This is a genomic window from Mesorhizobium sp. 113-3-9 (assembly GCF_016756515.1).
Classification (GTDB): Bacteria; Pseudomonadota; Alphaproteobacteria; order Rhizobiales; family Rhizobiaceae; genus Mesorhizobium.
In genome coordinates, this window is sequence record NZ_AP023246.1 from 3,107,443 (window position 1) to 3,128,718 (window position 21,276).

The 21,276-nt window shown below is 61.7% G+C and carries 18 protein-coding genes; 6 read left to right on the forward strand and 12 right to left on the reverse strand.

Going from position 1 to position 21,276, the window contains the following annotated elements; translation table 11 throughout:
* Positions 1-5 precede the first annotated feature (5 nt).
* Positions 6-461, reverse strand: coding sequence for a hypothetical protein (locus MesoLj_RS15045; protein WP_202326513.1), 456 nt, complete (start codon positions 459-461; stop codon positions 6-8).
* Between the two features lie 119 nt (positions 462-580).
* Positions 581-1,024, reverse strand: coding sequence for an SRPBCC family protein (locus tag MesoLj_RS15050; RefSeq protein ID WP_202326514.1), 444 nt, complete (start codon positions 1,022-1,024; stop codon positions 581-583).
* 251 nt (positions 1,025-1,275) lie between these two features.
* Between MesoLj_RS15050 and MesoLj_RS15055 the strand changes: the two genes are divergently transcribed.
* From MesoLj_RS15055 to MesoLj_RS15070, 4 genes are read left to right on the forward strand one after another with little or no spacing between them, the layout of a single operon-like run.
* The gene (locus tag MesoLj_RS15055) at positions 1,276-2,136 is read left to right on the forward strand and encodes an FAD binding domain-containing protein (RefSeq protein ID WP_202326515.1); all 861 of its coding nucleotides are present in this window, start codon (positions 1,276-1,278) and stop codon (positions 2,134-2,136) included.
* Complete coding sequence (locus MesoLj_RS15060; protein WP_140774225.1) at positions 2,136-2,612, forward strand: (2Fe-2S)-binding protein; 477 nt, start codon at positions 2,136-2,138, stop codon at positions 2,610-2,612. The genes MesoLj_RS15055 and MesoLj_RS15060 overlap by 1 nt, the downstream gene beginning before the upstream one ends.
* Before the next feature lie 2 nt (positions 2,613-2,614).
* Positions 2,615-4,876: a xanthine dehydrogenase family protein molybdopterin-binding subunit gene (locus MesoLj_RS15065; protein ID WP_202326516.1), complete on the forward strand. Its 2,262-nt coding sequence runs from the start codon at positions 2,615-2,617 to the stop codon at positions 4,874-4,876.
* Between the two features lie 17 nt (positions 4,877-4,893).
* Complete coding sequence (locus MesoLj_RS15070) at positions 4,894-5,139, forward strand: MoaD/ThiS family protein (RefSeq protein ID WP_023778960.1); 246 nt, start codon at positions 4,894-4,896, stop codon at positions 5,137-5,139.
* Between the two features lie 121 nt (positions 5,140-5,260).
* Here the strand turns inward: MesoLj_RS15070 and MesoLj_RS15075 are convergent, their stop codons facing one another.
* From MesoLj_RS15075 to MesoLj_RS15095, 5 genes are read right to left on the reverse strand one after another with little or no spacing between them, the layout of a single operon-like run.
* A complete protein-coding gene (locus MesoLj_RS15075; RefSeq protein WP_202326517.1) occupies positions 5,261-7,882 on the reverse strand; it encodes a GAP1-N1 domain-containing protein in 2,622 nt (873 codons plus the stop codon).
* Positions 7,883-7,890: 8 nt separating this feature from the next.
* On the reverse strand, positions 7,891-8,739 hold the full coding sequence (locus MesoLj_RS15080) for a TRAFAC clade GTPase domain-containing protein (RefSeq protein WP_202326518.1): 849 nt from the start codon (positions 8,737-8,739) through the stop codon (positions 7,891-7,893).
* Complete coding sequence (locus tag MesoLj_RS15085) at positions 8,736-9,782, reverse strand: TRAFAC clade GTPase domain-containing protein (protein ID WP_202326519.1); 1,047 nt, start codon at positions 9,780-9,782, stop codon at positions 8,736-8,738. Before MesoLj_RS15085 ends, MesoLj_RS15080 begins: the two co-directional genes overlap by 4 nt.
* Positions 9,779-10,816 carry a GTPase-associated system all-helical protein GASH gene (locus tag MesoLj_RS15090; RefSeq protein WP_202326520.1) on the reverse strand — a complete coding sequence of 346 codons (1,038 nt, stop codon included), beginning with the start codon at positions 10,814-10,816 and terminating at the stop codon, positions 9,779-9,781. The genes MesoLj_RS15085 and MesoLj_RS15090 overlap by 4 nt, the downstream gene beginning before the upstream one ends.
* Complete coding sequence (locus MesoLj_RS15095; RefSeq protein ID WP_202326521.1) at positions 10,813-12,156, reverse strand: metallophosphoesterase; 1,344 nt, start codon at positions 12,154-12,156, stop codon at positions 10,813-10,815. The genes MesoLj_RS15090 and MesoLj_RS15095 overlap by 4 nt, the downstream gene beginning before the upstream one ends.
* Before the next feature lie 280 nt (positions 12,157-12,436).
* On the opposite strand from MesoLj_RS15095, the gene greA reads away from it, so the two are divergent.
* Positions 12,437-12,919: a transcription elongation factor GreA gene (greA, locus tag MesoLj_RS15100; RefSeq protein WP_202326522.1), complete on the forward strand. Its 483-nt coding sequence runs from the start codon at positions 12,437-12,439 to the stop codon at positions 12,917-12,919.
* A gap of 13 nt (positions 12,920-12,932) precedes the next feature.
* Here the strand turns inward: greA and MesoLj_RS15105 are convergent, their stop codons facing one another.
* Together MesoLj_RS15105 and MesoLj_RS15110 are read right to left on the reverse strand one after the other, a co-directional pair.
* Complete coding sequence (locus MesoLj_RS15105; RefSeq protein WP_202326523.1) at positions 12,933-13,901, reverse strand: ornithine cyclodeaminase family protein; 969 nt, start codon at positions 13,899-13,901, stop codon at positions 12,933-12,935.
* Between the two features lie 198 nt (positions 13,902-14,099).
* Complete coding sequence (locus MesoLj_RS15110) at positions 14,100-15,971, reverse strand: putative bifunctional diguanylate cyclase/phosphodiesterase (protein WP_244735434.1); 1,872 nt, start codon at positions 15,969-15,971, stop codon at positions 14,100-14,102.
* Between the two features lie 364 nt (positions 15,972-16,335).
* Here MesoLj_RS15110 and MesoLj_RS15115 point away from each other — a divergent pair, with 364 nt between their 5' ends.
* Entirely contained in the window at positions 16,336-17,028 is a 693-nt protein-coding gene (locus MesoLj_RS15115; RefSeq protein ID WP_202326525.1) for a N5-glutamine methyltransferase family protein, read from the forward strand.
* A 242-nt stretch (positions 17,029-17,270) separates the two neighbouring features.
* On the opposite strand, the gene MesoLj_RS15120 is transcribed toward MesoLj_RS15115, so the two are convergent.
* The 3 genes from MesoLj_RS15120 to asnB all read right to left on the reverse strand — a co-directional run bounded on the left by MesoLj_RS15120 (position 17,271) and on the right by asnB (position 21,273).
* Entirely contained in the window at positions 17,271-17,537 is a 267-nt protein-coding gene (locus MesoLj_RS15120; RefSeq protein WP_140774214.1) for an acyl carrier protein, read from the reverse strand.
* 162 nt (positions 17,538-17,699) lie between these two features.
* A complete protein-coding gene (locus tag MesoLj_RS15125; RefSeq protein WP_202326526.1) occupies positions 17,700-19,256 on the reverse strand; it encodes a class I adenylate-forming enzyme family protein in 1,557 nt (518 codons plus the stop codon).
* Entirely contained in the window at positions 19,246-21,273 is a 2,028-nt protein-coding gene (gene asnB, locus MesoLj_RS15130; RefSeq protein ID WP_202326527.1) for an asparagine synthase (glutamine-hydrolyzing), read from the reverse strand. The genes MesoLj_RS15125 and asnB overlap by 11 nt, the downstream gene beginning before the upstream one ends.
* Positions 21,274-21,276: the final 3 nt, after the last annotated feature.

Sequence of the window (21,276 nt, forward strand, 5' to 3'; positions counted from 1 at the left end):
CGCCGCTAGCGTACGCGATTGGGGCAGAGCGCTTTGAACTGGTCCAGCGTGACATCGTATGACGAGGCGCCGGAGCCATCGAGCAGCACATTGTCATCGATCGATGTGATCAGGTAGTCGGTGGTCACGTCCGTGCCCTTGTTGCGGCCCTGGAACAGCATGTTGGCACCGTAGAAGGTGGTGAATTTGCCGGTCTTGCAGTTGGCGGTGATCTCGAAATGCAGCGGCGACTTCATTTCCGCGTCAATGCACTCCTTGGAGAAATCGTGGCCGTATTCGCGGCAGTAGACGCCCGCTTTGCGCCTGTCGTGCTTGGCCAGGATGCTGGCATGCGTGGAGCCGATGCCTGACTTTTTGACGATGGTCAGTTCCATTCCCACCTTGTTGCCGTAGTAGATCGTACTCGCTTGCGCCGCATTCGCCAGGATCAAGGCGGGCAACACAACCAACAGATGTCGCATGGAACTCCTCCCTTTGACCGGGAAAGGATTCACGCACGCGATCGTGCGGTCAAGGCCCAATGCACAACCGCCGCCGACGGGCATGTCATCGGCGGCGGCGGGCACTTTCGGGAATGGCCTTATTGATTGATCTCGGGCTCGACCAGCTTGGCCAGGTTTCGCAACGATTCCTGCCAGCCGAGATAGCAGGCCTCGACCGGGATGACGTCGGGAATGCCGGCCTGGGTGATGTCGATTTCGGTGCCGACCGACACTTTTTTCAAGGTGATGGTCACCTGGATCTCGCCGGGCAAATTGGGGTCGTCGAACCGGTCGGTGTAGCGCAGGCGCTCGCCGGGAACGAGTTCGAGATACTCGCCGCCGAAGGCATGGCTACCGCCTGTGGTGAAGTTGCGGAAGGACATCTTGAACGTGCCGCCAACCTTGGCCTCGAGATGATCGACCGTGCAGGTGAAGCCGTTCGGCGGCAGCCACTTGGCCAGCGCGTCGGCTTCGACGAAGGCGCGATAGACCTTCTCCGGGCTGGTGGTGAGAACGCGGTGCAGACGTACGGTTCCGGGCATATCGTGTCCTTTCATGATGCGTGTTCGATGTCCCAAGGACGAACGGGGCTTGACCGATCCGACACAGGCTCTCAGATTTTTTGAGAACCGGCGTCAATGCGGCCGTGCAGGGTTGGCGTACGGCAATTCCGGTTGATTTGGGACTCGATTTTGCGGCGGCTGGACCAATCGTCGCAAATGACGAACCGGATAGCCATTATGAGGAGAGTGTTTATAACGGTCGCTGAAATCGCGATATCCAAGGGGAGACGATGCGCTACATACGTCCGCTTTCAATCGAAGATGCCGTCGGCCAATTGGCCGGAGCGGCTGGCACGGCCGCCATCCTGGCCGGAGGCAGCGACCTTCTGGTGAGGATGAAGGGGGGCTTTGTCGAGCCCGACCTGATCGTCGACATCAAGTCGATCGCGTCCTTGAGCGAAATCCGCGAAACGGCCGACGGCTTCAGCATTGGTGCCGCCGTTCCCTGCGCCGTGCTGGGCGAGAACACCGCCCTGAAGAAGGCATGGCCAGGGGTCGTCGAGGCGGCCAAGCTGATCGGCTCGAAGCAGGTGCAGGGACGCTGCACGATCACGGGCAATCTGTGCAACGCCTCGCCGGCGGCGGACAGCGTGCCGGCGCTGGTGGCGGCGGGTGCAAGGGCCGTGGTTGCCGGGCCTTCGGGCAAGCGCACCATCCCCGTCGAGGCCGTGCCGACCGGGCCGGGCAAGACCTCGCTCGCCAAGGGCGAGATCATCGAGGCGATCCTGCTCGACAGCCAAGCGCCGCGCTCGGGCGATGCCTATCTGCGCTTCATCCCGCGCACCGAGATGGACATCGCCGTGGTCAGCGCCGGGGTGAACCTGACGATCGACGAACACGGCGTCATCACCGCCGCCCGCGTGGCGCTGGGTGCCGCGGCGCCGACCGTGCTGCTGGTCGAGGAGGCCGCCGAGGCGCTTATCGGCAGGAAGCTGGACGAGGCGGCGCTTGAGCGGCTGGCAAAAGTCTGCGCCGGCGCCTGCCGCCCCATCGACGACAAGCGCGGTACCATCGAATTCAGACGGAAGGTTGCGGGTGTGCTGGCCAAACGTGCCGCCACATCAGCCTACGCACGTGCAGGAGGCAAATGATGGCTGGCATTGCAGTCTCGACCACAATCAACGGCGACAATATCGAATATCTCTGCCAGCCTGACGAGCCGTTGCTCGACGTGCTGCGCGACCGACTCGGCCTGACCGGCGCCAAGGAAGGCTGCGGCACCGGCGACTGCGGCGCCTGCTCGATCATCCTCGACGACCGGCTGGTCTGCTCCTGCCTGGTGCTCGGCGCTGAAGCCGAGGGCCGGCGCATCGAGACCGTCGAGGGCATGGCGCATGGCGACCAGTTGCACACGCTGCAGCAGAAATTCCTCGAGCATGCTGCCCTGCAATGCGGCATCTGCACGCCGGGTTTCCTGATCGCGGCCAAGGACCTTCTGGCGAAAAACCCCGACCCGAGCGAGGAGGAGATCCGCTTCGGCCTCGCCGGCAACCTCTGCCGCTGCACCGGCTATGACAAGATCGTGCGCGCCGTCCAGGACGCGGCACATGTGATGAAGGGAGCCTGAAGATGAATTTCGATCCGCGTTTTTCCGGGCGTAAATTCACATCCGTCGGCACACGCCCCATCCGTCCTGACGGCGTCGACAAGGTGACGGGCCGCGCCCGCTACGGCGCCGACTTCAACATGGCCGGCCAGCTGGTCGGCCGCGTGCTGCGCAGCCCGCACGCGCATGCGGTCATCAGGAAGATCGACACGTCGAAGGCGGAAAAGCTGAACGGCGTGAAGGCGGTGATCACGGCGAAAGACCTGCCGGACCTGACCGATGGCGATGCCGCCATGTACGATATCCTCGACAATTGCATGGCGCGCACCAAGGCGCTCTATGACGGCCATGCGGTGGCCGCGGTCGCCGCTGTCGACGCCCGCACGGCGCGGCAGGCGCTGAAGCTGATCGAGGTCGACTACGAGATCCTGCCGCATGTCACCGATGTCGACGAGGCGATGCAGCATCACGCCCCGCTGATCAACGACACGATCTTCACGGAAGGCCTTGAGGAAAAGCCGGTAAAGCCCTCCAACGTCACCAAGCGCAGCCAGTTCGGCCATGGCGATGTGCATCAGGGCTTTGGGCACGCCGATTTCATCGTCGAGCGCTCCTTCAAGACCGAGCAGACGCACCAGGGCTATATCGAGCCGCATGCCTGCGTGGCGAGCGTTTCGTCCGACGGCACCGCTGATCTCTGGGTCTGCACGCAGGGCCATTTCGTCTATCGCCAGCATTGCGCCCAGCTGCTTGGCATGGAAGCCTCGAAGCTGCGCGTCACCTCCTCCGAGATCGGCGGCGGCTTCGGCGGCAAGACCCATGTCTGGGCCGAGCCGGTGGCGCTTGCCTTGTCACGCAAAGCCGGACGGCCGGTGAAGCTGGTGATGACCCGCGACGAGGTGTTCCGCGCCTCAGGGCCAACCAGCGCCACCTCGATCGACGTCAAGATCGGCGCCCGCAAGGACGGCACCATCACCGCGGCGGAGGCGACGCTGCGCTATTCCTGCGGCCCCTATGCCGGCGCCTGGGCCGAGATCGGCGCCATGACGGCGTTCGCCTGCTACAAGCTCGATAACGTCAAGACGGTCGGCTACGAAGTGCTGGTCAACCGGCCGAAGACCGCGGCCTATCGCGCGCCGTCGGCGCCGATGGCGGCCTTCGCGGTGGAAAGCGCGGTCGACGAGCTCGCCAAGGAGCTCGGCATGGACCCGGTCGACTTCCGCATCAAGAACGCCGCGCAGGAAGGCACACGCTCGTCCTACGGCCCGGTCTACGGACCGATCGGCATCGGCCCGACGCTGGAAGCGGTGAAGAACCATCCGCACATGAAGGCGCCGCTCAAGAAAAACCAGGGCAGGGGCATGGCCTGCGGCTTCTGGTTCAATTTCGGCGGCCAGACCTGCGTGGACCTCAACATCGGCATGGACGGCTCGGTGTCGCTCGCCGTCGGCACGGTGGACGTGGGCGGCTCCCGCGCCTCGCTGTCGCTGGTGGCGGCGGAGGAACTCGGCATCGACTACACCCAGCTCAAGGCGATCGTCGCCGACACGTCGAGCCTCGGTTACAACGACATGACCGACGGCAGCCGCGGCACGTTCTCCTCCTCGATGGCGACGATCTCGGCCGCCCGCAACGCGATCAAGATCCTGCGTGAGCGCGCAGCACAGATGTGGGACATCCCGGTCGACGACGTGATCTGGGAAAAGGGCCATGCCATCGCCAAGGGCGAGAAGTACGGCAACCTCGCGGCGCTGTCGCTGAAGGAGATCGCGGCGCAGTCCGGCAAGACCGGCGGGCCGATCGCCGGCCACAGCGAGCTCGTCGCCGACGGCGCCGGCGTCTCCTTCGCCACCCATATATGCGACATCGAGGTCGACCCGGAGACCGGCTCGACCAGGGTGATCCGCTACACGGTGGTGCAGGATGCCGGCAAGGCGGTGCACCCGACCTATGTCGAGGGCCAGTACCAGGGCGGTGCCGCGCAAGGCATCGGCTGGGCGCTCAACGAGGAGTATATTTACGGCAAGGACGGAAGGCTGCAGAACGCCGGCTTCCTCGACTACCGCATCCCGGTCTGCTCCGACCTGCCGATGATCGACACGCAGATCCTGGAAATTCCCAACCCCAACCACCCCTATGGCGTGCGCGGCGTCGGCGAAACCTCGATCGTGCCGCCGCTGGCGGCGATCGCCAACGCGGTGTCGAACGCGGCCGGCGTGCGCATGACCCACATCCCGATGTCGCCGCCCCGCATCCTGGCGGCGATCGAGGCGGAACGGGGCTAGGGCAGGGGCGAGCAAAGATGGTCGAAGTCACCCTTTGGGGCGCGCTCGGCCAGCTCGCCGGCGGCAAGAGCAAGGTCGAGGTCGAGGCCAAGGACATCAGGGAACTGTTCAGGAAACTGGCTGAACAGTATCCCGGCTTCGAGCCGTGGATCGATCGCGGGATTGCGGTTGCGATCGACGGGGTGATTTACCGGGATACGTGGAGCAAGAAGCTGCCGGAGGGGGCGGAGATTTTTTTGCTGCCGCGGTTGGCTGGGGGGTGAGGGGGGAAACTGGTTTGATGCAGATGCAACTTGGCGTGTTAAGTTGGCCATTGTGTCGGAGGCCAAGCGGCTCAGGGCGGACAAGCGAAATAGCGAGGCTGGTGGTAAAACGGACATTGCCTCAAAGCGGCTTAGCACTCCGTTTGTCTTGTAGCACAGCGTAGACTTGCCCACGCCAAGGATCAGGAATCTCGAACAAGTTCCGTTGGATATCCTTGATAGCTCGCAAGCCGTCGTCCTCACTCGCGATACGCCCCAAAATGCGCCCAACGTCCCCGGCCCGTGCGGCGGCAAGCGCAATATCGGTCGCGCGCCAATTCGATTTCATAAACGCCTCGACGAGATCGCTTCTTGCCGTCTTGCATTTGTCCCAGTCAACGAACACGAAAAACTTGAGAAAATCCGGCGCATCGTTGTGCTTCTTCAGCTCTTGGTAGACAGAAGGGAAAGCAGCCGCAATGAGAGGGGATGCCGGCTCGCGCCGAGATCGCAGCAGGAAAGGCATAAGCGCAGCTGACGCTCGAATAAAAGCGCGCTTGTCGACGTGGGCCGAATCCCAAAGCAAACTGGCAGCATCGGCCGCCGCGCTTTCGGGAAAGTCAATACGGCCACGCGCAATAATGGCCGCCGCCAATTCTTCGATTGCAATCAGAATACGCTGGCGAGCGCCGGGGGTGGCTCTGTTGAACGCGGCAAGATTCTCGGTGACTAATTCACTGGGTACCTCGCGCTTGAGACCAAGTCGAACTGCAACTGGGCCGTCAAGTTTTGAGCCTATCGTATCTAGAAGGGTGTCGAGGGTCGCAGCCCTGCCCCTTCCTGTGTCCCTTGGAAGAATGATGTCGAGCGCACCAGCGGCAAGCGCGCGCGCCCGCCCTGATTCGACGCGCGGCAAAATTTGGACAGTAGTGGCTATTGCCGCGACTGGTTCGACACTTCCATCCTCAAGAATACGCTCGATCAAATCTAAATTGCCATCGATATCGCGTGTGAGCCACTGCAAAACGACCTCAGCTAGCGTCCCGGATGCTATCGCATTGAACTCCTCGATAGAGGCGCAGCGCAGAACACTGCTAACCATGCCGACGCGCCTTTGATCTGCAATCACCGTCGTGTCTAAGAGCCAAGCTAGACCGTCAAGATCCTTGCCGATCAGTCGATACAATAGCGCGTCTGGACCCGGTCCAACAGGTAACTTAGCCACTGCGTCACATAATTCTGAAGTGACTCCAATTGTACTGGCTCGATCTGCGATCGCTATATGAAGACTTGCTGCTGCCAAGGCATTTGCCGCGTGCAGAAGGCGGACTTCGGCGATCAGTCCTTCGCGATCGAGATTGGCAATGAGCAAACGGGCAGCGTCGGCATGATTGTCTTCAACAAGTAAGTGAAGCAACTGGCGCTGCGCGTCGAATTGCAACTGCAGCGGAGCCGTAGCCAAGGCCATCGCAAGCGGGGCCGATAGCTCCGGGAATCGGGACAGAGACACTTCAGCCACACTTGGGCTAAGCAACAGAAGTTGTAGAATATTGGCAGGATCGAGCTTAAGTACCGCCTCTGCGCATTCTTTGTCGAAGGCTTGCGCAATGCCGTCGCCAACCGCGCCTAGCAACAGCTTATTGTCGTGGCTTGTAGAGAACACCGGCACATTCTCTATCGCTTCTACTGGTGCCTTCACTGCTAACTGGATTGCAGCGCTACGAATTGTTTTCGCTACCGATGCACTTATTCGCACGTTGCGCAATTTATCGGTAAGGGCATGTAGGAACCGCCAAGCTTCAATCGGAGGCTGTGACGCAGCAGCGAGTTGCGCAGCACGTCCCAGTGCGGGCTCAAGTAATCTTATTGCGTCGATGCTTTGAATCGATCGGCTATTAGCGATGTCGAGCAGGCCTAGTGCCGCATTTGGCGAGGTCTCAAGCTTGTCGCGGAGCTCATCCCAAAGCAGCGATATTCTAAGTTCGGCTTCCGAGCCGCCTGTCTCCGAAGCAAACTCAATAGGCGTGTCGTCGGGAAGCAAGGAGGGTGGATCAACGGCGAACACACGAGTGGCAATTTCGTTTGACCAGCGATGACGGCTGCTGGCGGGCTTGCGCCCGTCGATGCGACGCCCTGGCCAATCGCTAAATCGGGACCTTGCATTCTTGGGAGCGAAAACCAGGTCGAAACTGCGGTCACCTATGGAACGGGGCGAAAGCGCAAATGTTGATACCGAGAATGTGCGGCGCAAGGACGGCCAAAAGGCAGCCAACAATCGAAGTGTGATCGCTTCCGGATCGGGCGCATCGAACACTGCGATCGGCTTTCGATCTTCGAGGAAAAGGGCTTCGACTAGCTCAATCCCTTGGGAAATATCGACCTGTCGAAATAGTCGCGGCGAGCTATGCTTTTCCATTCGTTCGGCCGGAGTGGTGGGGCCGCTCATCGACAGGGCCTCGGCCAAACCGTCGATCTCCAAGCCAGCAGTCCATTCCTTCATAGGGACAATCAGGCTGCGGGTTCGCACACAGCCTGCGCGTGGGGCTTCTAGGTCCTGCCAAGTACGAGCGAGAACGTAATGCAATCCGGAGGGCAGTGGATAGCATGTGAGATAGGAGTCGAAGATTTCGCCGGCACGCAGAGGACCCGCGATATCAGACAGCCGGTCAACGAGTTCTTGATCCGTTTTCGACAGCTTGGTGGATGCCGAGAGCAGTTGATGCCCGTGCCGATACCCATGCAACTGCTGATCAACGATTGGCATGCGAGACCTCAGTCTTCGATGACCCAGGCCACAGGGAGTGTGACATCCGGGCTCTCCTGCCATGACCCGCCACTTTCAAATGTGACTGTACCGCTCTCGGCCATTATCATGTTCTGATATCTTTTCCGGAACTTATCATCGCGTTTTAAGTCGCCACCCACGATAGTTACCCCGTATACGCGCATCTCCATCCGTTCCAAGTCCTCAAGAGCACCTGCGAAAAGAGGAAACTCCTTGCGCAGGAACTCCATCGGACCAACTGCCTGCTTTTCCGGGTCAAGGTTATCCCAAGCGGTCACCATCACTGCTAGCCGAGGACGAGTTCCGTTCGGTTTGTCCGCAAGCCGTTGCTGGAGGTGCCGCAGCAGTTCGCAAAGTATCACCTGTGTTGGTAGCTCCAACTCCTCATTGCCCTCACCGTGCTTCCGCAATATGTCGCGAGAGGTCACCCAATCAAGCGGCTGAACGTTGAGTGGGGAATGGACGCGAACAAACAGAAGGGCCCCGTCTGCGTTTTCCAACTCGTCTAGCCATTCACGAGGAATCTCTGAGTTCTTGATAGCGTCACGCCAAAGCTCGCCTGTAAAATCCGGAACGATGAGTTCAGTCGGCTCGGTATCCTCGCGGGTTTTGAGCGGAATGCAAAAGTCTTGACGCTCAGAATTTGTGTCCGTACGCCCTGCGAACTCGCCTCTTAACAGGTGCTCGCATATGCTTTCCACGTATTCGATATTCCTGGGCATTCCTGTACGTTTCAAAGCACCTCGGCCAGCCTTGAGTGAAGCCCATAGGCGCCCAACATAGTTACTCTTACCGGAATCCGGTCCCCCGACGAGAATGATCGACTTCCTACTCATACGCGAGTTCCAAAGTTCAGAAAGGCGCGCTCCGACTGCAAGCGTGCATGCGCGGGCCATGGATCTGGTCGTTGAACATGAGAGGTGAGGCTGCCTTCAATCAATTCGGACATTCCGATGCCCGGATGGACATCATTGTTGTCCGAAAAGGAAGCGATGGACGCTAATTCGATCGCAAACCCGAATTGCTCGCCGGAGGCCTGAACTCGTTTTAAGGCGCCTTCAGGAAAGTCGCCCTTGTCTCGCCAACTGGCCACGAGAATTGTTCTTGGGCGTGGAACATCGAGGATGTTGGCCAAGCGCTCAATGAGATTAGTCGTCTTGTGAATGGCGAGTTCCCGCGTCTGCGCTTCGACGAACTCGCGGCCATCTACCATCAGCCATATCACCTCGGCAGACCTTAGAAACGAAAACCGTTCCACGTCACCCCTATTGATAAGGGTGCGCGACCATTCCCCCGGCAGGTCAGGCACAAGTATATCGAATTTCTGACTGTCGGCGGCACGGCGGAGGCGGAGATGCAGGAAGCCCGCTTGGCGGTCATCCGCCAGCTCTGTGTGGACGGTCATCTGTTTTGGCGGATCGCCATCATTCCACCGTCGAGTCCCGCGCGCGATCTCCTCAAGCGCCATGAGCGTCTGGCTATTCGCATAGCTGAATCCTTTGAGCGAACCGTGGGCGAGGAGCAAATACAGGCTGGCGATGCACGCCGTTTTGCCGGCGTCTGGCAAGCCAACCACGCCGATCATATTAACGTACCGACTGCGCATCAGTCTATCAGCCTCGCGCAGCCCTAGGGTGCTACTGCGCGGTAGTTGCGGCTTGTCCTCCGGCGGGGAAAGAACTGCCTCACCGCTGATCTCTCGGGCTGCCTGCACGGGTACTGCGTCAGAATCAGCGTCGACGTTCTGTTCTTCCATTTCCCTGATTCTTTTCACCGCACCTTGGTGATCCGGACAGTCGGCGGGATCAGGGTAGCTCCGCACGCACACGCCGGTCTGCGGAAAGGTACATTCAGCAATGTCGCAGACCCGTTCGATCATAGTGTGCCGACCGTTCCGACTTGCAGATGGCGGATCGCCCCCTCTAACAACGCGCGAGCGCCCCACTCGGACGGGGCGAGTTTCTCCGCGGCAAAGGGTACTTTGCTGCTGCCGGTGGTTATTGCATCAATCAGCGGAAAAACGGCGGGTGCCTCGGCAACGAGCGGCGTTTGCAGGTGCTCAACCAGCGCTGCGCGACGATCACCAAGCTGCTTGACGAGTTCCAGTAACGCCAATTTCTCCTCACTCACAATATTGCGTAAGACGATATTTTTATGGGCGTCGGCGGGCAGCTTCCTGAGCTTGGCGGAGGCGTCGAAGCCGGCCACGACGGCCCGGGTGGCTTCGGGCATGGCCGCAAAAGGCTCGTCAAGGCTATCGCTACGATCCGACAGCACCCACCACATGAAATCCAGTTCCTCCCGATCTAGGGCGGCGTTTTCGCGCATCACAGATACCATCGGCTCTATGGCCCTAGTGAAAGCGGTATTTACCTTGGTCCCGGCCACTGAATCTTGAGCAATGTTGACAGGTCCGATCTTAGGTACGGCGCGTCGTCTGCGCGCGTCGCTGGCAACTTGGAGGACTCGTTCCCGGCTCGCGGAGAGCAGGTCTTGACGCAGTCTCTCAATCTTTGGCTGATCAAGTGGGGCTTGAAACCATAGCGCCGACCAGAACGAAGCAGCTAGCGCGTCGGCCGAGCCCCAGCCGCCTTCTGCCGCCGGTCTGTGGCTGACCACATCAATGGCAGCCGCCATTAGCACAACCTTGATCTGTAGTTCGCCCTCATCGGCGCTGACCACAAAGGACGAGGCATGATTCTGAATCTTCTGCTCTCCGGCAGCGACAATCTCGCTGGGCAGTGCCGAGCCAGCGACGGCGGCTGCAATACCAGAGGCTATCTTAATTGCCTGCGAAGTGGACAACTCGCCCATCCAACGCTTGGCGTCCGTCACGGCCAACTTCCGCTTCTCTACCCAATCATCACCGGTTGCTGTGTCGAAAATCCGGGCATACTCCGCCATGTTGCTCATCGTGCTCCCCTCGTTCTTTCGCGTTTGATCAATGCCTCATCGACCTTCCTGCGGAGATCGTGGAAGCGGTTCGCACGCACTACGCTTCTGAATAGCCTGCTTTCTATCTCGTGATTGAAGCCGCCAGCTATGTCGCCGGAAATTGCGTCCAGTTCGACAAGTATCCGAAGACGCTCGCCCTCGGTAAGGTCACGGAAGAAGCGTAGATACAAGTTCTGGTATTCGGCTTCGTCCACCTGAGCGTCAGCCGCCACATCCTCCTCCTTGGGTACGATGATTTCGACCATCGCTGTCTGAGCGTGAGCGTCGAGAACGTCAGGTTCCAGCATTTTGGGTCGCGGAGCGCGGCGGAAATTAGGGGACCCAAGCACGATTCGGGAATCCCGGCCGCGGAGCCTGACGTCATCGGCTTCGAAGCGCTTCATATCATCGTTCCAAGAACGGGGATGGAGCGTGACTGCCAGAGCGTCTTCGTGTTCGTCCCAGTCGAACTCAATAATGTTATACGCGTAGTTGTATGTGTCGTCGATCTTGTCCGGCGTCGTGGCGCCTGCAGCGAGCAACATCAGATCGCGGCCCTTCTCGATATGCTGAACATCGAGAGCAGCTAGGTGCTCGTGCCCGGAGACGAATACGCGCGCTCGACCCCGCAAGAATTTTCGCGCGTCATCTGCGTCTGAATACCAGTTAAGAGGGTGATGAGTCAGAACGACTAGCTCCTCACCAGGGCCAGCCTCGAGTACCCGCTGACGCTGACCAAGGAGAAGATGGCCCTCCTTGTCGCCCTTCGAGCAAATAAGCGCCGAGTTAAGCCTCACGAATCGGATAGCACGACCTTCCGCCAACTCAACGCGCCGCTCAGCACTATTGTTGCCCGTGCAGTCTAGTGGACACTGGTAGGCATCAGCGAAGCGCCTGTACTCAGTGAAGCGTGAGTAAAGCACGTCACGATCAACCTGCTCCTCCAGGAAACGATTTAGCGCCTCCTCACCTTCGGCAATGATGGCTTCGAGCATCATCTGCGTCGCGCCTTTGATCTTGTCGCGGTCAATGTCATGGTTGCCGGGGATCATCTGGATGTCGGCGGCCTTGCAGCCGACCCTGCGGGCCAGTTCGTCAAGCCACTTACCGGCGGCATCATACTCCTCTCGCTTTCCTGCATAGGCGAGGTCACCGGTAACAATGATGCCTGACGCTCGTTTGTTTGGAAGAGCGGCAATGACTGCGGCCGCGTCCTCTATCAGCTCCCGTCGGGCGTCATTATTTATCTTAAGTTGGCCGCCATTCTTTTTTTCTTGGCCGAAGTGAATATCCGAAAGATGCACGAATACTGCAGTCAACTTTACCCCCCCCCAGCGATTCCCCAACACCAACAAACATAGGTTGTCTGAAGGAAATTACAAAGAGCGCCTAACATCCACGTCCATTCGATCTGTGACACCTCTTACTCACCTCACCTTGCAGTCGAAACGCCACTGCCTCACAAGGCGTGGGGGGTCTATGTCGCTGACAAGGATGGCGCCGCCCTTATGCCGCTATCAGCCGTCGAATTTTTGAAGCTTTGTTGTCGCCCATACGCTATCCCCTAACCACCACCATTCCACACGGAGTTACTCCCCATTGAGCGTAGCCTTTGCCAAGGAGGAAAGTGCGGAGGCGGCGTCGGAGACCATCCTGCCGGCTCGGCCTGTCTCCGATCGGATCAACCTCGTCACCGAGGCGGGCCTCAAGATGCTAAGGGATGAATTGGCGCGCGCCCGGCAGGCGCTCGAGGCGGCCAGCGTGCTGGACGATGTCAACGAGAGGCGACGGCAGTCGGCGGTTCCGGTTCGGGATGTCACCTATTATGCCGAACGCGTCCGCACGGCTCAGCTCATGCCGGTGCCGACGTCCAATGACGTGATCGCCTTCGGGCACACCGTTACCTTCGCGCGTGATGATGGCCGCACCCAGACCTTCCGCATCGTCGGGGAGGATGAGGCCGACCCGTCTCGAGCTTCCATCTCGCATGGTTCACCGGTCGCGATCGCGCTGATTGGCAAGAGCGTTGGCGATGTTGTCCAGCTGGGGCCGCGCGAACTCGAAATCCTGTCCATTTCCTAGCGGACCATACTTCCTAGTTGACCACCCCCGCCGCCTGCGCGCGCACATACGCCAGCGCCGCCACCGCCAGATCCCCCACGGCCATGCCCCGGAACACGAACGCCGTGGCCTCGCCCGGGCTCTGCCGCCCCGCAAAGTCACCGCAGACCAGGCCTGTCAGGTCGCCGGCGACCAGTGCTGCGTCGACCATGGGTTTGGGCATTTTCTTTTCCTGCTCCAGGTCGTCGACGACGATGCGGTCAAAGCGGGGCATGGTTGCGGGCAGCCAGGGCAGTGCGAGGTCGGTGATGGCGGTGAAGCTTCCCGGCTTCAGCCAGTTGGCGTCGAGGAACGGTTCGGGTTCGGGCACCAGGGTCACCGTTGTCACCACCATGTCGGCGCCTTCCACCGCTTCCCTTGCCGTGTCGCAGGGGATTGCTTCCAGGCCGCGCGAGCGCGCCATTTCGCACAGCGCGTCGCGATTGCTTTTTCCCCGACCGAAGGCGCGGATTTCGCGCAGGGGAAAGAGGTCCGCGAAGGCTTCCAAATGGCCGCGCGCTTGCACCCCGCAGCCGATGAAGGCGACGGACGACGCATCGTGCCTTGCCATGCGCCGGGCGGCGACGGCGCTCAGGCCCGCCGTGCGCTTGGCGGTCACCCAATTGCCGTCGACCAGGGCCAGCGGCAGGCCGGTCTCGGCGTCGAGCAGGCTGATCAGCGAATTGATCGTGGCCAGGCCGCGCGCGGCGTTGCGCGGGTTCACCACCAGCGACTTGGTGGCCAGCACTGAGGGCACGGAGGCGACGCCGAGCGTGGCCATGAAGTAGCGGTCGTCGCCCGGCCACACGGCTGCCTTGGGCGCGCACCAGACTTCGCCCCGCCTCTGGCCGATGATCTGGCGTTCGATCTCGTCGACCACATCGGGCGTGGAGATCGCCAGGCGGTCGAGAACCGTCGAAGACAGATAGGGCAGCGTTTCGGCGGCCGGGGACTGGTTGTTCATCTTGTCATGTTCCCTAGAGCATGATGCCGAAAAGTGTGAAGCGGTTTTCGGACGACATCATGCTCTATCTGTTTGATTTTAGAGACGGATTCAGATTTCAGGTCGATTCGACCTGAAATCATCCGGCTCTAGGAGATCATCAGACTACACGATGCGCGCGGGACCGAAAGCCTCGCGCCGCGCGCGGCTTGTGCAAGGTCAGGCCGCGCTGCCGCTCTGGCGCCTTGCGGCGAGGTCGAAGAGCGCTTCAGCCGCCAGCGTCCGGCTGGAATGGGCGGCTTCATAGGCAAGCGCGTCGGGCGCGGGGAGGGCGGGCGAGAACAGAAAGCCTTGCGCGACCATGCAGTCGAGCGAGCGCAGGATCAGGCGGTCGGCGTCCGTCTCGACCCCCTCGGCCATCACCTCTATGCCCAGCGTGCGGCCGAGATCGATGACCGTCCTGACCAGCGCCTGGTCCTCCACGGACTTGGCCAGGTCGCGCACGAAATGCTTGTCGATCTTGATCTTGCGGATGCGGCTGTCCTTCAGCGCGACCAGGGTCGAAAAGCCGGTGCCGAAATCGTCGAGCACGATGGATATGCCGGCGTCGGCGAGGCGGCCGATCTTCTCGTCGACCCGGTCGCGGTCGACCGGCGCTTCCTCGGTGATCTCGATCTCCAGCATCGCCGCGGGCAGGTTCCTGGCCTTCAGCATGTCCAGGATCATGTCGTCGACATTGCCCGCCTCGAGCTCGCGCGGCGACAGGTTCATGGCGACCCGGACATCGCCGCGGCCGCTCGCCGCCAGTTCCTCGATCATGGCGCAGCAATTGCCGAACACCGTTTCGGTCAGCAGCGGCAGCAGGCCGGTCTCGCGCGCCGCGGTGACGATCTCGGGCGGCGCGATCGCCCCATGGAGCGGGTGCTGCCAGCGCAGCAGCGCCTCGAAGCCGACCACCGCGCTGGTGTCCAGGCGCACCAGCGGCTGGAACCATGAGCACAGCGTACCGGCCTCGATGGCGCCGCGCAGGTCGCGCTCGATACAGTGCTTGCGCTCCAGCGCCTGGTCGAGCCCGGCATCGAAGATGCAGTATTCGTTCCTGCCCTTGCGCTTGGCCGCATAGAGCGCGAAATCGGCCCGCAGCAGCATCTCCGTCAGTCGTGGATTGTCCGAAACGTAGATGCCGACCGAGGCGCCGACGCGCACCGAGTTCAACGCCGGATCCGGCTGCGCGATCGCCGCGATAAGCGCGCTGGCGAGCGCCCCGGCCGCATGCGCGGATTTCGCGGCGGAAAACAGCAGCACGAACTCGTCGCCGCCGATGCGTGCGATCGTGGCGCCTTGCGGCGCATGGTCTTCGATCCTGCGCGCGACCTTGACCAGCAGGTCGTCGCCGATGTTGTGGCCATAGGTGTCGTTGACGGATTTGAAGCCGTCGAGGTCGATCAGCATGGTCACGAACGGGCCGTCGGAAGGCCCGAGCTGTCGGATTGCCTGCTCGAGCCCGTACCGGTTGAGCAAAGTCGTCAGCGGATCGCGCCTGGAATTGCGGTCCATCTCGGCGGCGAATTCCCGCGCCTCGTATTTGAGGCGGCTGGTCTCGCGGAAGCTCGCCTGCCCGATCAGAGCGCTTCGCACCATTCCGCCGAGGAACAGCACGATGGTGAAAGCCAGGACGTAATTCTCGATGCCGCCCCTGGCCAGCACGCATCCGGCGGCGACGAGAAGCGGCAGCGTCATGAAATTGATCGCCGCCGGCGTGTATGAGGCCGAATAGGTGACGGAGCCGGCCGACAGGCCCGCGAGCACGATCAGATAGAGCGGCGCCTGCGCCGTGGTGTATCCGTCCGCCAGCACGGCCAGGAAAGACCAGGCAATGCCGGACGCCAGCGCCAATGCGCCGTAAAGGGAAAGCCGGGCGCTGACCGGCCTCGGGCCGTTCCCGGAAATGTCGGGCTGGGCGGCGGCAAGCGCCAGGCGCGCGCTGTTGATGATGCTGACCGCGGCGAACCACAGCACCGCGCCAAGGCCGCCATGCGAAAGCATCTGCACGGCCAGGATCAGCGCCGACAGCACCGTGGCGATCGGCATGGAAATGAAGACCCCTTTCCGCAGATCAGCGAACTGATCGCGGAGGATCCCCGTTGCCACGGCTTCGCTCTGCCCCTTGAGAGAGGGGCCAGCAAACAAGCGCTCGAAATGCCCTGCCATGGCATCGTGGTTAGGGCAGCGGAATGAAAATCGTGTTAAGGATTTCAGCGGTTTACGGCGTATCTCTCAAATAAAGGCAGGCAGCGGGCCGTGGCGGAGCATCTCAGGAAGCGTCCATGACCTCGTGTCCTGCGTGCCCCGGTTTCGAGGCAAAAGCCGGAGAAATTTGGCTTCAGAGCAGGTTTGACTGGCGCGCGGATGCCGAACATCTATACTGGTAGGACCAAGCGAGTGGGGGGTCGCCATGAGCAAAGAGTTCAGTGTCGCCGACGCCTATGGCACGGGCCGCGCCGTCTTCATGGGACTTGAGCTGCTCGTCGCGCCCGGTGCGCTCGTGCCCCGGCCGGAGACGGAGTTGCTCGGCGCGACGGCTCTTGGTGTCTTGCATCAGATGAACCTGCCGGCACCGCGCATCATCGACATGTGCTGCGGCGCCGGCAACCTGGCCTGTGCCATCGCCCACCGCGTGCCCGCCGCGCGCGTCTGGGCGAGCGACCTCACCGATGGATGCGTCGAGGCGACACGGCGCAACGCCGCCCATCACGGCATGGCCGACCGCGTCTCGGTGCATCAGGGCGATCTGTTCGGCGCTCTCTCGGGCCAGGGACTTGACGGGACGATCGACGTGATCGTCTGCAATCCGCCCTACATCTCGGAAAAACGGCTCGAGGGCGACCGCGCGCATCTGGTCGAGCTCGAACCGCGTGAAGCGTTCGCGGCCGGCCCTTACGGCCTCAGCATCCATATGCGGGTGGTGAAGGACGCGCCGCGCTATTTGCGGCCTGGCGGCGTCCTGCTCTTCGAGGTCGGCCTTGGCCAGGACCGGCAAGTGATGGCCCTGCTGGAGCGCAGCAAGGCATATGAGAACATCCGCGCCGTCTCCAACGAAGCCGGCGAGGGCCGGGTGGTGCTGGGGCAAGCCAAAGCGCAGGCGTGAGCGTGCGGAACGCCCGAGCAATTCCAGGAAAAGTGTGAAGCGGTTTTCCCACGGGAATTGCGTCAATTCCAGAAAAACTCAGTAGCGGTCTGTCGCCCGAAATTGCGTGAAAACAAGGAGATAGAGCGCTTCGCGCTGAAACGGATTCATGCGATGCGCTTCAAGCCCTTGTTTTCATGCATGTCGCTTTCCCAAAACCGAGGTCGCTTCCGGGCGACATCCATCAAGCTCCACGCCGGCAATCAGTTCATCTTGCGTAGGATGTACTGTTCGATGCCCTGAATGGAATCGAGGTTTTCGGGCAAGAGCTCGCTGTCTTCGACGATGATGCCGAAGGTTTCCTCGATGAAGCCGATGATCTCGAGCACGCCCGTCGAGTCGACGATGCCCTGATCGAGCAGGGATGTGTCGTTCACCAATGCCTTCGCGTCGCTCACGTAGAAATTGGAAACCAGGAAACTGCGAATTTGCTCGCTGTAGATTCCGTTGCGTTCCTTGGTAGTCAACATGACTTTGCCCTCCGTTGCGGCCTTATAAATCCAGTAACTTCGTCCCCCAAAGCGCCTCGCGTTGAAACGGATTCATGCGACGCTCTTTCCAGGTCCTTGTTTTCATTGCATGTCGTTCTCCCGAGACCGGGGTCACTTTCGAATGGCATGCGGTAGCCCGCCTCATGACAGGGCGGTCTTCTTGAGTTTGCCGGTGTCCGTCATCGGCAGGCTGGCCACGACGACGATGGACTTCGGGACCATGAAGTTCTCCAGTCGCTTCTGGCACTCCATCTGCAACTGCTTTTCGCCGATGGTTTTTCCGTTCTCCATCACGACAAATGCCTTCACCGCCTGTCCAAGGAGTTCGTCCGGAACACCGATGACCGCCGCTTCCCGGACCCCTGGAATATTCATGAGCACGTTCTCGACCTCCTTCGGCGCCACCTTCTCGCCACGCGACTTGATGATCTCGTCGCCACGGCCGACGAAGTAGAGGTAACCCTCCGCGTCCATCCGGCAGTAGTCGCCGGTGTACAAGACCTGCTCGCCCGGCAGCGGGCCGGGCTTGAGCTTCCTGGCCGTCGCCTCGGGCTTGCCCCAATATCCCTTCATCACCGTCGCGCCGCGAATGACGAGCTGGCCGACGACGCCGGGGCCGACCCGCCTGTCATGTTCGTCGACGATCCACATTTCCGTGTTCGGGATAGCGATCCCGACGCTCAACGGCTTTCGCTCGAGGTCCTCCGGCGGCAGATAGGTGCAACGCTTGCATTCGGTGAGGCCGTACATCGAATAGATGCGTGCGCTCGAAAACAGATCCTGGAGCATGAGAATATGCTTGAGCGGCAAGGCGGCCGCGGTGTTGGTGACGTAGCGAATGCGCGAGAAATCCTGGTCCTTGAGGGACTTGAGCTCGGAGAGCGCCGCAAAGATGGTCGGCACGCCGGGAAAGCCCGTAACCCCCTCTTGCCTGATCAGTTCAAGGACCCGCGCCGGGAAGGCGAACGAGCGTTCGAGCACCAGCCGGGCGCCGGTGCGGAACGCCATGATCATCTGGTACAGGCCGTAGTCGAAAGCTAGGGGCAGGACGTTGAGGATCACCTCGTCTTCGCCAAGCTCGAGATACGAGGCGATGGACGTGCAGGCGGTCATCATGTTTCTGTGCGTCAGCATCACGCCCTTGGGTTCGCCCGTCGAACCGGAGGTGTAGATGATGGCGGCGAGATCGACATCGATGCAGCGCCGCGCCGGCGGTGCGGAGCCGTCGTTGGCGACCGCGGTGTCCCAGCGCACGGCATGCGGCAGTCGGGCGAGCTCGGCGTCGTCGATCGACCCGGAAACGATCATGCGCAGAAGTGACGGGCAGCCGCGCGCCGGCTCGCGGAAGATCGCGAGCAGATGCCCGTCCGTGATCAGCGCCGTCGGCTTGCAGTCGTTGAGCAGGTAATCGAGCTTGTCGCTCTTGGTGAGCGGGTTGACGATGCACACCACCGCATTCGCCTTGAGCACCGCCCAGAAGCTCACCACTGTCTCGACGGTGTTGTCGGCGAAGATCATCACGCGGTCGCCGCGCACGACGCCTGATGCGGCCAGATCCCGGGCGATCGCATTGGCGCGGGTTTCAAGCTCGCCATAGGTGACACGCTGCTTGTTGCACACCAGCGCAACCTTGCCGCCGAGCCGGCGGGCGGAGTGGGCGAGATAGTCGTGCAGCAGGGGTACGGCATCATGCAACATGCAAGCGTTCTTCCCGATGTTCGCGGTCAACGTCGACGCTGAGCGCATATTCGCGAGTTGCACTGGGACAGCTCGCGACAAATTGCCGGTGAAGGAGCTGGGTCGACAGCACGCCGACCAGCGCCATGTTGTCGGCATTGGACAGATCGCCGTCGCCGGTCCTGGCCTGGCACTTGCCGAGCAGGCGCGTGACCGCCTTCGGATCGAAGATATTGGCCTCGCGCAGCGCCGTCTCCGAAAGCGCCTCGCGAACGTATTCCGGTGCGTCGTCGGCGACGAAGCAAAGCGCGTTGGGCGCGCGGAACGGCTGCTTCTTGCGGGTGACGATCTCGGAGGGCACGATCGGTTCGGCCACGCGTTTGAGCACGTGCTTCTCGTCGAGGACGCGCAGCTTGTAGGCGGCCGGAAGCGAATTCGCGAGCCTCACAAGCTCATCGTCCAGGAAAGGGAAACGCCCCTCGACGGAGTGGGCCATCAGCATCCTGTCGCCTTGCGAGGAGAGCAGATAGCCAGACATCAGCGTCTGGACCTCGAGATACTGGTCCTGCGCAAGGGGGCTCCAGCGCGGGAACTCCGCGGGCAGGCGGGCGAGCAACTCGGACACGGCGTCGCGGCGCTCGGTCTCGGCGCGCATGTCGGTGGAAAACAAGCGCTTGATGGCGCTGGTGGTATGCCAGCGTGTGTCATGGGCAAAGCCCGGCGCATCATAGGCCTGGATGTTGCGCCCGAAGAACTGGCGCGCCATCGCCTGCTGTTGCACCGGCGAGCGGGTGAGGTAGGGGTAAAGGCGTTCCAGGAGCCGCGAGCGCCGTGTCGATGCCGGCTGGCGGCCCCAGAACCGGCGGACCTTGGCTTCGCGGAACAGGTCGTAGCCGGCGAACATCTCGTCAGCCCCTTCGCCGGTCAGCACGACCTTGATGCCACGCTCGCGCACCAGCCGCGAGAGCAGGAACAGCGGCGCCGGGGCGGTCCGCAGTATCGGGCGCTCGGTGTGGTGGATCACCTCCGGAAAGATGGCGGCGATATCGCTACGCGAAACCACCACCTCATGGTGCTCGCTGCCGGTTGCCTCGGCAACCAGGCGCTGGAAGCGGGTCTCGTCATATTCGGCGTCGGCGAAACGCAAGGAGAAGGTCTGGAAGCGTTCGCCGGCGAAGCGCCTTCCCAGCGCGGCCACGAGCGAACTGTCCAGTCCTCCGGAGAGATAACACCCGACAGGCACGTCGGCGCGCACCATCCTGAGCGCCGTCGCGGCCTCAAGGGCGTCACGCACGCGGTCCACCGCGTCATCGCACGATCCGGTGAACTCGCCCTGCCGCGATCCGGAAATCTCGGGGTAGGAAGGCTGCCAAAAGGCCCGGTCGCGAACGGTACCGTCCTGGTAGGTGCGGACATGCCCCGGCTCGAGCTCATTGATTCCTCGGAATACCCCTTGCGGGGGAACGACCGTCCAGAGCGTGAAAGTCTGATCGATGCCGGCGGGATCAAAGGCGCGAGGTATGGTTCGATCGGCCGCGAAAATGGCCTTCACCTCGCTGGCGAAATAGAGGCGGCCCGCGTGCTCGCAGAAATGCAGGGGGCAAATGCCGAACCGGTCGCGCGACAATACGAGACGACCCGTCATCGAGTCCCAGATGGCGATGGCCCATTGGCCGTTCATCCGCTCGAAGGCTGCTTCGCCCCACGCACGATAGGCGTGGAGCGCGACCTCGGTGTCGCTGCGGGTGCGGAAGCGGTGGCCGAGCGCGATGAGCTTTTCCCGCAGCTCTACGTAGTTGAAGATCTCGCCGTTGAACACGATCCAGGTCGTATCGCCCGTGTCAGCGAGCGGCTGCTGGCCATTAGAAAGATCGACGACGGAAAGCCGCGCATGCGCCAGCCCCGCGCGCCTGTCCCGGTAAAGGCCGTGCTCGTCGGGGCCGCGATGTGCTAGCGCGCCCACCATCCGCATCAGCGCCTCACGCGAGGGAGAAGCCGCCGCGGCGTTCAGCGCCACTATTCCAGCGATGCCGCACATCCC